Below are 10373 nucleotides of genomic sequence, written 5' to 3' on the forward strand. Positions count from 1 at the left end.
ATTTCAAATAGTTAATTAATTATTTGCCAGTTTTGATTCTTCCTTTAAAGGTATAAAAAATAAAGCAATCATCCCAGGAATCGTCAGCAAACAAACCAAGATAAAAAATAGTGGATAACCAAGTGTTTTTTGCAGATAACCGCTAATTAATCCTGGAAGCATCATCCCTAAAGCCATGATGCCAGTTGAAATCGCAAAGTGGGAAGTTTTGTATTCTCCTTGGCAAATGTACATTAAGTAAACACTAAAAGCTGTAAACCCAAAACCATATCCAAATTGTTCCAAGGAAACCAAAGGATATACTAATATTAATGTAGGTTTGCTGTAAGCCATATAAACATAAAATATATCAGGCAAATTTAAGGCTAAAGCCATAGGCAAAAGACATTTTTTTAATCCATATTTGGCAATTACCAAGCCCCCTAAGATGCCTCCAAAAATTAGGGATATAACACCAAATGTTCCGTAAACTAACCCCACATCTGATGTTGATAAACCCAAGCCTCCTAATTCTCGTTTGTCTAACAAAAATAAAGAAGCCATCTTCACCAGCATTGCTTCGCCAAGTCTGTAGAGTAAAATAAAGGCTATAATATTAATAATTTTATCTTGAGCAAAATACGAACTAATAATTGTCCAAAAATCTATTTTTTTTGTAGCTTCTAGCTGTCGTTGGCTCTCCGATTCAGGTTCTGGTAAAACTAAGCGATGAAAAATAAATATAATTGCTAAAATTAAAGCACAGAAACTCAGAGCTAAAGTCCAAGCTAAAGGAATGTTGTCTAGAGATACTTCCAACTGACCTGCTATAAATACTAATATTCCAGAGCCAAAAATCACAGCAAGTCTATAAAATAGCGAGCGAATGCCAACAAAAAAGGCTTGTTGTTCGGGAGATAAAGCTAGTAAATAAAAACCATCTGTGGCAATGTCATAAGTTGCAGAAATAAAGGCTCCTATTGTTAATGCTGCCAGGGAGATAAAAAAGAAGTTGGGTAGTTGTAAACAAAAGGCTACCAAACCTAAACAGGCGAACATGGTTAATTGAGTGTAAATAATCCATTGGCGTTTGGTAAAGTAAATATCGACAATTGGGCCCCAAAACATTTTGATGACCCAAGGTAGATAGAGAAAGCTTGTCCATAGGGCAATTTCAGCGTTATCGATTCCGAGTTTTTTGTAAAAGATGACGGAAACTGTGTTGATGATGACATAAGGGATGCCAGAGGTGAAATATAGGGTGGGGATGAATTTCCAGGGGGAGGTTGGTTGGTGTTTCATGACGAACCGCAGAGGCGCAGAGGGCACAGAGAGAAGATTAAGAGAGGATAATACGTTTGATGCCGTCTTTGAGGAGGGGGACGTTAAAGTTAATGAGGAGAGCTAGGGGGTGATTAGTCATTTTAAGGTATGAGAGGACTTGAGCTTCGTGGATTGGGGCTAAATTTTGGACAGCTTTTAGTTCCAAAATTAGACAATTAGCAACTAGAAAATCTAATCTACCCTTGCCTACTTCATGTCCTTTGTAATTTACTGTTACCGACTTCTCAAACTCATGAGGTATTCCGCGCCTGAAAAATTCTATAATCAACGCCTCCTTATACACCTCCTCTAAAAACCCTGGCCCCAACACCTGATGTACCTCAATTGCAGCCCCAATCACCTTTCCCGTAAGCTGATTCATCTCCTCCCCCAACTCTCTTTTCTCTGCGTTCTCTGCGCCTCTGCGGTTCGTTTCCATCAATCCCTCTCCAACCCTGTGGCAAAATTTATTAGAGTCCTTCCTTAGTTTTCCCCGCATGACCGCAACCATTCTCAATCTCCCCAGTCTCTACGAACCCTTTTCCACTGAAGCCAAGTGGCAAAAATTCTGGGAAGACAACCAAGTTTACAAAGCCGACCCCAACAAAAACGGTAAACCCTACTGCATCGTCATTCCCCCGCCCAATGTCACCGGCAGTTTGCACATGGGTCACGCCTTTGAAAGTGCCTTGATTGATACCCTCGTCCGCTACCACCGGATGCAGGGACGTAATACCCTGTGGTTACCCGGAACCGACCACGCCAGCATTGCTGTCCATACTATGCTGGAAAAGCAACTCAAGACTGAGGGTAAGACTCGCTACGAGTTGGGGCGCGACCAATTTTTAGAACGCGCTTGGCAATGGAAGGCGGAGTCTGAAGGAACCATTGTTAATCAATTGCGACGCTTGGGTGTTTCGGCTGACTGGTCGCGGGAAAGGTTTACCCTAGATGAAGGTTTATCTAAGGCTGTTGTTGAGGCATTTACTCGCCTTTACGAGGAAGGTTTAATTTACCGTGGTGAATATTTAGTTAACTGGTGTCCGGCTTCCCAGTCCGCTGTGTCTGATGTGGAGGTGGAAAATCAAGAGGTTAATGGCAATCTCTGGCATTTCCGCTATCCGCTGACCGATGGTTCTGGTTTTGTGGAAGTGGCGACGACTCGACCAGAAACAATGCTCGGCGATACAGCAGTGGCAGTTAATCCCAATGACGATCGCTACAAACATCTCATTGGCAAAACTGTAACTCTGCCCATTCTACAACGAGAAATTCCCATCATTGGCGATGAATTTGTTGACCCCACTTTCGGCACAGGCTGTGTGAAGGTGACTCCCGCCCATGACCTCAACGATTTTGACATGGGTAAGCGTCACAATTTGCCGTTAATCAACATTATGAATAAAGACGGCACCCTTAATGCCAATGCTGGGGAGTTCCAAGGACAAGACCGCTTTGTTGCCAGAAAAAATGTGGTTTCTCGCCTAGAAAAAGATGGCTTTTTGGTGAAAATTGAGGATTATAAACATACCGTTCCCTACAGCGATCGCGGTAAAGTACCCATTGAACCCCTACTTTCAACTCAGTGGTTTGTCAAAATTCGCCCCCTGGCTGACAAAACTTTAGAATTCCTCGACCAGCAAAACTCGCCGCAGTTTGTCCCCCAACGCTGGACTAAGGTTTACCGTGATTGGCTAGTCAAACTCAAAGATTGGTGCATCTCTCGCCAATTGTGGTGGGGACACCAAATTCCTGCTTGGTACGCCGTCAGTGAAACAGACGGACAAATTACTGATAACACGCCGTTTGTGGTGGCAAAATCCGAAGCGGAAGCTTGGGAAAAAGCAAAATCACAATTTGGTGAAAATGTCAAGTTAGAACAAGACCCAGATGTGTTAGATACTTGGTTTTCTTCTGGGTTGTGGCCGTTTTCCACTTTGGGCTGGCCGGAACAAACTCAGGATTTAACGACTTACTACCCCACCACTACTTTGGTAACGGGCTTTGACATCATCTTTTTCTGGGTAGCCAGAATGACAATGTTGGGTGGGCATTTTACTGGTAAGATGCCTTTCCAAACAGTTTACATCCACGGCTTGGTGCTGGATGAAAAAGGTCAGAAGATGTCAAAGACCAAAGGTAATGGCATTGATCCACTGTTATTAATTGACAAATATGGTACTGATGCCCTGCGCTATACCTTAGTTAAGGAAGTGGCGGGGGCGGGACAAGATATCCGCTTAGAGTACGATCGCAAAAAGGATGAATCACCATCTGTAGAAGCGTCCCGTAACTTTGCTAATAAGCTGTGGAATGCAGCCCGGTTTGTAATGATGAATTTGGATGGACAAACCCCTGCACAACTGAGTCAACCACTCACCACTCCTAACTCCTCACTCCTAACTCCTCACTCAGCACTCACCCCAGAACTAAGCGATCGCTGGATTCTTTCCCGTTATCATCAAGTCATCAAGCAAACCAGCAATTACATTGATAATTATGGTTTAGGAGAAGCAGCAAAGGGACTGTACGATTTCATCTGGGGTGATTTCTGCGATCAGTACATTGAATTGGTCAAATCTCGCCTCCAGCCAGATGCAGAACCCGCATCGCGACGGATAGCACAACAAACCCTCGCTTACGTACTAGAAGGGATTTTAAAACTGCTTCATCCCTTTATGCCTCATATTACTGAGGAAATCTGGCAATCTCTCACCCAACAACCAGCAGATTCTCCCCAAACTCTGGCTTTACAAACCTATCCAAAGGTAGATGCGAATCTGATAGATTTTGCGCTAGAAGAACAGTTTGAATTGCTAATTGATACTATCCGCACAATTCGGAATTTGCGTGCCGAAGCTGATGTCAAACCAGGGGTGAAGGTGACAGCTAATTTACAAACTGAAAGTGAAAAAGAAAGACAAATCCTCACCGCTGGACAGATTTACATTCAAGATTTGGCGAAGGTTGAAACTTTAACTATTACCGACAAGCAAAACAATCAAAGTGTTGCTGCTAAAAAACCCCAGAATGGATTAAAAATAATTGGCTTAACTATTTTAGGTATTGTTTTGGCTAGGTTGGGTTTTGCTGTGGGGAATACGATTTATCAAACTGCCATAATTGGAACTTTCTTTGAAATGGTTGGTTTTCTTTACACAGGTTGGTTTGTCACCCAAAATTTACTCAATGGTGAAGCTAGACAAAAGCTATGGAAACAGTTTTTCCAGGGGACGGAATCACAACAGGCACAAGAGCCAGAAAATGCGATCGCTGGTGTGATAGGTACAATACAAGTAGTAATTCCCCTCAGTGGCGTGGTGGATATCGAAGTTGTACGTGCCAAACTAGAGAAAAGCCTCACCAAAGCTGAAGCGGAAATTCAATCTTTGAGTGCCAGATTAAGCAATCCGAATTTTGTCGGTAAAGCCAGAACTGATGTAGTTCAAGGAGCCAGAGATGCTTTAGCAGAAGCCGAAAAACAAGCAGAAATTCTGCGCGCCCGCCTACGTAGTTTAGGATTGTAATGTTGTAATGGGTAATGGCAGAGTAGTTAATTGCTCATTACCCATTACCTACCCACAAATCAATAGTTCCACATTTTTTGAAAATACAATTTATCTAATTAAATTTCTGAATATCACCTAGTTTAATTTTTTTAACTAATACCAATTTAAAAAAAGAATGCGACAATCATATAATCCTAAATTCTTGTTATGTCTGGTTTTTTGAATTTTTAATTTGTATAATATTTGCACTGTTTTTTTAATTAAAAATAATTTTTGAAAGTTTAAATTTCTAAGTAAAGCGGAGTAACTCTCATGCTATATCTAGCCCAGGTGCGGAAAAATGATTTTTTAGAGCAGCACCAATTACGCTTATTAGCGCGTCAAGAAGTTGATAACTTATGGGCGATAATTCCAGAAGAGGCTTTTATTTTGTTGGGAAAAGGAAATCCCATGAGTGAAAATTTGCTTGTTTTAGTCGAACTTTCACCCACAGGCGATATTGAAAGAATAGAAGATGCGACTAATTGGGTGCTACATTTAGTACAAACTTACCTCACCACAGGCATTACACCAGAATTCTTACAGCACGAAGCCGAACGAGCAGAAAATTGGCGACAGTCTTTAACGTTGCAAAACCAAGACTTGGCGAGGCGTTCTTTGGAATTAGAAGCCAGACGCGAACAAATTCAAGCTTTAGAAGAAAGCCTCAAACGTGAAAAAAATGGTTATCACAAAGATGAGGAATGATATCAATTCAAAATTTAAAATTCTCCAGAGCGCTGAATTTGAGAGTTGATTTCAAATTGTACGAGTTCTGATTTGTTATCCTTCACTAACCAAACAAAAGTTTCGCGAACAGGTGATTTAGAAAATACTGTGATGTAGCGAAGAAGAATGTAATTTTCCGATTCTTTGTCAGTCGGTTGTCCCCACCAATCAGTGATTTGAGCAGAGTTTACAGTTCCAATTTCCTGTTTGATTGTTGCACAAATGCTTAGCATTTGTGATTGACTGAAATTTTTTTGAAAAAGCTCATTTGCTTCTTGATAAATATCTTGGCATTTGCCTTGTTCTAATTGAGTATGAAATCTTTGCACGGATGATTCGGCAATTTTCTTGCTGTACTCCAAATTAGTGGAGTGGTCAATGATAACTTGTTTGCGATTGATTGGGTCTTTTCCTAACACAAAACCAAACCAGCCAACTCGCATTAAAACTCCTCCACCAAAGAAGATTGAGCCAATGAAGGTCAAGATAACTAAACTGCCTAAACAACCAAGACAACCAGATGATTTTGCAGACATAATGACTCCTGAAAAACATTTAATTAGCCACTGAATTTATTTGCAAAATAAACCTGAAATCCTAAATTATCTTCATTTTTTTTTCAGAAATATCTGCTGCGGTTGAGTGATGCACATAGCAATTCCCTTTTCATAGTAAGCGGCTTCATTAATAAAAACTGGATAAATTGTTGAGCTTCCTTCGTAGGCGATCGCTTCTCCTTTAAATGTTAAAAACATCGGTGTTCCAGGATTCAATGGTTGATAATCTTGAAACTGAAGTTGCGGGTGAATCATTGCTTGAATTTCACCAGATTCATTTCTGGGATAATCAATTGTTCCACAATGACTATAAACGGTGAAGCTATTTTTAAATAAAGGAACTTCACCGCGATTATATAATTCGAGATAATTTAAAATATCCTTAACTAACCCTTCAGTTTCCTCAAAGCGATCGGCTTGTAAAATTCCTTGAGGAATTGCTCCCACCTCAATGGTGCAGCCTAATTCACAAATGGATGGCAAACTAGAAGCTTCTAGCGATTTTGGTAAAATATAAACCTTGACTAAAGGATTTACGCTTTGAAGATAAGCAACTAATTGCAAGTTGAAAGGATGCTCATGGGTAATTACAGTTAAACCCATATTTGCAGTAGTGCTATGAATATCCACAACTACATCCACAGGGGTTTTACCATTTGCACCATATAAATGATTGATTTCTCTGGCTCGTATATCTTCATAACTAGAACGCGTCAAATCTTGCAAATCTGCTTGTCGAAAACAACGGTTGAGGTCTTTATCAAGATATCGACGCACTGCTGCAAAAGCTTGAGGATTTGCCAGCAAAGTTATAGTTTCAAAGTTCTGACGCTGTACAAGATTTGGATGCTGTTGGAGTTTTTTGATTGTATAAACCCCAGTGAACTCATTTCCATGAGTTCCTCCAACAATTAATACTCGTTGAATTGGAGGTATTTGATTTTTAATCATGTTTTTCTCTCCTAATCATTTATGGAATAAATCTTAGGAGGTCACAATCCATAACTCAATTACCAAAATATGTATTGTAGTATGCTTAAATAGACATAGTAATACTAGTGCATTTTGCTAAGCTTTAATACAGCTTCGTATATGAAGTGCAGTTAGATATTGTAGTATATCTAAACACGTATAATACGTTAGGGTTACTATGAATCTAGAACGTCTAGAACGTTTTGTTTTTTTGGCTACACTCAAGAATGAAGCTGGACAAAAAGATATCAATATCAGCCATGCAGCAGAACAACTGCATATTCCTCAGCCACACCTCAGCAAACAAATTAAAAAATTAGAAGAAGAATTAGGCATAGAACTATTTGTGCGTAAGCCTCGCTTGGAACTGACGCCATACGGTCAAGTTTTTCTTCAAGAAGCACAACACCTCCTCGAACAAGTCGAGAGAATTCAGATATCTGCAAAACAAGCAAGTCAAGGTGAAATTGGAAGGTTAACTGTTGGTATTAGTACTTCAATTTCTAACAGCTTGCTACCAAATATCCTGCGGGTTTTTCGTCATAAATATCCGTATGTAGATTTAGTATTACAAGAATTAATGTTTGAAGATAGTCGCGAAAAACTTCAAAACCGCACCCTAGATGTGGATTTTGAAAATTGGTACAATCTCCAAGATGTAGACGATGGCCATTTTCTCACCTATGAAATTGTCACCGAAGAGCCTTTGGTAATGGTGCTTCCTAAAAAACATCCCCTCAGCCATTACCCACAAATTCAACTGCAAGACTTCAAAGCGGAACCTTTTATACTTCCTTGCTATGAGAAAGTTCCAGCATTACACGCCCTGATTCGCAATGCTTGTTTGTCAGCAGGATTTCAACCGAAGGTGATACAAGAAGCCGGATGGATGACAACTATTTTAGGTTTGGTTGCAGGGGAAATTGGCGTGACATTGCTACCTGCTAATGTCATGAATCTTCAACGTACAGGAGTTGTTTATCGAAAAATCCAAGGACAATCGCCTATATTTAAAATGGCGATCGCTTGGCGACGAGATAATCAATCAAAAGTCTTAGCTAATTTCCTCAAAGTAGTTAGAGAAGTTTCCTGTAGGTAATTTCAGCAGATTTGCACTTTCAATTTGAAATACAGTAATAACACTCTAAACACCTCACTCTGAGGCCAACAATTGCCGAATTATCCTAGCTAAAGCCTTTTGCGTAAAGCGGCTGGCCACTTGTTGACCCAAACGCTGTACCCCTGGATTTCCAAATAACTGAGCAAGTTGAGTTGTAAGTTCTACTGGATCGAAACCTCGTGTTTCTTGGAGAATATTTAAAATCCGTTTGATGTGTTCTAAGGTTTGTTGTTGTTCAACTGTCGCGGCTGGAGTTTCGTTAATTGCTGTCAATCCTACCCGTTCTCTGAGTAAATAAGTAAAGTTATGCAAAACATTTTTACTTACAGCATCAAGTCCATTCACAGCTTCATCCACCAGCTTGTCGCGAATGAATGCGCCACGTTCAGATGATAGAAATTCTATCCCCTGATTTAGTACTAAATTAAAGTCATAGTCTTGACTGTTACGGGCATTTTTCAACAAATTTTCTAAACGGTTCCAGCGGAATCTGCCATCTTTAAATAACAAATCTTGCAATGATGCTCTTAATTCTGGCGCAGCATCTGTTAATAGACGTTTAGAAACGTAAGGATAAGCTTCGCTGAGAACTTTAAAATTCGGATCTATATATATTGCAATACCTTCCAAGGTCACCAAGGAGCGAATAATTAAAGCATAGTATGGTGGTACGCGGAAAGGATATTCGTACATTAAAGCCGATAATTCATCGGTGATACTTTTAATGTTGAGTTCGGCAACAGTAGCTCCTTGAGCATCAGCAAATACTCTAGCAAAAGCTGGAATAATTGGTGTTAAATCTGTTTCTGGTGATAAGAAATCTAATTTAACGTAGTCTTTCGCTAAGCCGTCAAAGTCGCGGTTCACCACATGGACGATCGCTTCAATTAAACCATAACGCTGGGGCGGTTTAATCTCGCTCATCATTCCAAAGTCGAGATAAGCTAATTTGCCATCAGTTGTAGCTAACAAATTACCAGGGTGGGGATCGGCGTGGAAAAATCCGTGTTCTAGTAACTGACGTAGAGAACATTGCACCCCCACTTCTATTAAATAACGAGCATCTATGCCTTGGGCGCGAATTTCTGCTGTTTGGGTTAATTTAGTGCCGTTAATCCACTCCATCGTCAACACACGACGATTGGTATATTCCCAGTAAATTTTCGGAACGTAAACGTCTTTTATATGACCGTATAACTCGAAAAATCGTTCGGCATTTTCACCTTCATGGATGTAATCCATTTCTTCAAAAATGCGATCGCCTAATTCATCGAGAATCCCAACTAAGTCACTGCGTACCCGTTTGACTTTTTTCTGTACCCAAGCAGCAAGATTACGCAAGATATACAAATCAATGGTAATCCGCTCTCTTAAATCTGGACGCTGAACCTTAACCGCTACTTCTTCACCAGTTTTCAGCTTTCCTTTATAAACTTGCCCCAGAGAAGCCGCAGCAATTGGTTGGGGCGATAGTTCGGCGTAAATTTCTTGGGGAGGTGCGCCTAATTCTTCTTCAATAAACTGGTAAGCAATTTCGTTGGCAAAAGGCGGTAATTGGTCTTGTAGCTTAGTTAATTCTTCTAGATATACCGGAGGAACCAAATCTGGTCTGGTGGACAAGGCTTGGCCAATTTTGATGTAAGCAGGCCCCAGCCTGGTTAGTAATTCTCGTAGCTGAACGGCTCGGCGGCGGTCATTTTTGACAACAATTCCCCGTTTATTATCCGACCACAACCCAAACACAAAGGAGAGTGTTGGTCTCAACACCGCCAAAATCCGCCCCAAAACTTGTAGGGGTCTTTCTTGGTAATGCGCCGCTATCTCCAGGGGATTGTAACGCGTCTCAGGTTCGGCTGTTTGAGTATCCCTGCGGGCTGCTAACAATCTTGGCGATTGCACCACCAAGTCTTGTGTACCATTTTCTGGTACTACATCAATAATATGCAGTTCGCCTTGGCTAGTTTTGCCCTTGCGACTGTCCTCCTGAATCGATCCGGAATTAGGGGGAAGTGTCTTAACAATCATGGAAAAGGCCACCGCTGAGAATGATCGTGTTAAGTATTGTAACAATATGTTGAAGATTGGGCATGGGGGAAGGGGGAAAGGGGAAGGGGGAAAGGGGAAAGGGGAAGGGGGAAAGGCTAA

The 10373-nt window shown here is 40.8% G+C and carries 8 protein-coding genes; 3 read left to right on the forward strand and 5 right to left on the reverse strand.

Going from position 1 to position 10373, the window contains the following annotated elements:
• Positions 1 to 15: 15 nt before the first annotated feature.
• Both VF06_RS27235 and VF06_RS27240 read right to left on the reverse strand, forming a co-directional pair.
• Positions 16 to 1281 carry an MFS transporter gene (locus VF06_RS27235; RefSeq protein WP_099072147.1) on the reverse strand — a complete coding sequence of 422 codons (1266 nt, stop codon included), beginning with the start codon at positions 1279 to 1281 and terminating at the stop codon, positions 16 to 18.
• Between the two features lie 37 nt (positions 1282 to 1318).
• On the reverse strand, positions 1319 to 1741 hold the full coding sequence (locus VF06_RS27240; protein WP_099072157.1) for a GxxExxY protein: 423 nt from the start codon (positions 1739 to 1741) through the stop codon (positions 1319 to 1321).
• Positions 1742 to 1799: 58 nt separating this feature from the next.
• On the opposite strand from VF06_RS27240, the gene VF06_RS27245 reads away from it, so the two are divergent.
• Both VF06_RS27245 and VF06_RS27250 read left to right on the forward strand, forming a co-directional pair.
• Positions 1800 to 4829: a valine--tRNA ligase gene (locus VF06_RS27245; RefSeq protein WP_099072146.1), complete on the forward strand. Its 3030-nt coding sequence runs from the start codon at positions 1800 to 1802 to the stop codon at positions 4827 to 4829.
• Between the two features lie 294 nt (positions 4830 to 5123).
• Positions 5124 to 5558, forward strand: a complete 435-nt coding sequence (locus VF06_RS27250) for an HmpF-related protein (RefSeq protein ID WP_099072145.1) — start codon at positions 5124 to 5126, stop codon at positions 5556 to 5558.
• 14 nt (positions 5559 to 5572) lie between these two features.
• On the opposite strand, the gene VF06_RS27255 is transcribed toward VF06_RS27250, so the two are convergent.
• Both VF06_RS27255 and VF06_RS27260 read right to left on the reverse strand, forming a co-directional pair.
• On the reverse strand, positions 5573 to 6115 hold the full coding sequence (locus tag VF06_RS27255; protein WP_099072144.1) for a DUF4019 domain-containing protein: 543 nt from the start codon (positions 6113 to 6115) through the stop codon (positions 5573 to 5575).
• A 72-nt stretch (positions 6116 to 6187) separates the two neighbouring features.
• Positions 6188 to 7087, reverse strand: a complete 900-nt coding sequence (locus VF06_RS27260; RefSeq protein ID WP_371411489.1) for an aspartoacylase — start codon at positions 7085 to 7087, stop codon at positions 6188 to 6190.
• Positions 7088 to 7286: 199 nt separating this feature from the next.
• On the opposite strand from VF06_RS27260, the gene VF06_RS27265 reads away from it, so the two are divergent.
• The gene (locus VF06_RS27265) at positions 7287 to 8207 is read left to right on the forward strand and encodes a LysR family transcriptional regulator (RefSeq protein WP_099072143.1); all 921 of its coding nucleotides are present in this window, start codon (positions 7287 to 7289) and stop codon (positions 8205 to 8207) included.
• Between the two features lie 54 nt (positions 8208 to 8261).
• Here the strand turns inward: VF06_RS27265 and VF06_RS27270 are convergent, their stop codons facing one another.
• Positions 8262 to 10253, reverse strand: coding sequence for an ABC1 kinase family protein (locus VF06_RS27270; RefSeq protein ID WP_099072142.1), 1992 nt, complete (start codon positions 10251 to 10253; stop codon positions 8262 to 8264).
• Between the last annotated feature and the right edge of the window lie 120 nt (positions 10254 to 10373).

Source organism: Nostoc linckia z4 (genome assembly GCF_002608075.1).
Classification (GTDB): domain Bacteria; phylum Cyanobacteriota; class Cyanobacteriia; order Cyanobacteriales; family Nostocaceae; genus Nostoc; species Nostoc linckia.

Bases quoted from the DNA above. Each gene is read 5' to 3' on its own strand.
- VF06_RS27235 (WP_099072147.1), bottom strand. From the start codon at position 1,281: ATGAAACACCAACCAACCTCCCCCTGGAAATTCATCCCCACCCTATAT.
- VF06_RS27240 (WP_099072157.1), bottom strand. From the start codon at position 1,741: ATGGAAACGAACCGCAGAGGCGCAGAGAACGCAGAGAAAAGAGAGTTG.
- VF06_RS27250 (WP_099072145.1), top strand. From the start codon at position 5,124: ATGCTATATCTAGCCCAGGTGCGGAAAAATGATTTTTTAGAGCAGCAC.
- VF06_RS27255 (WP_099072144.1), bottom strand. From the start codon at position 6,115: ATGTCTGCAAAATCATCTGGTTGTCTTGGTTGTTTAGGCAGTTTAGTT.
- VF06_RS27245 (WP_099072146.1), top strand. From the start codon at position 1,800: ATGACCGCAACCATTCTCAATCTCCCCAGTCTCTACGAACCCTTTTCC.
- VF06_RS27260 (WP_371411489.1), bottom strand. From the start codon at position 7,087: ATGATTAAAAATCAAATACCTCCAATTCAACGAGTATTAATTGTTGGA.
- VF06_RS27270 (WP_099072142.1), bottom strand. From the start codon at position 10,253: ATGATTGTTAAGACACTTCCCCCTAATTCCGGATCGATTCAGGAGGAC.
- VF06_RS27265 (WP_099072143.1), top strand. From the start codon at position 7,287: ATGAATCTAGAACGTCTAGAACGTTTTGTTTTTTTGGCTACACTCAAG.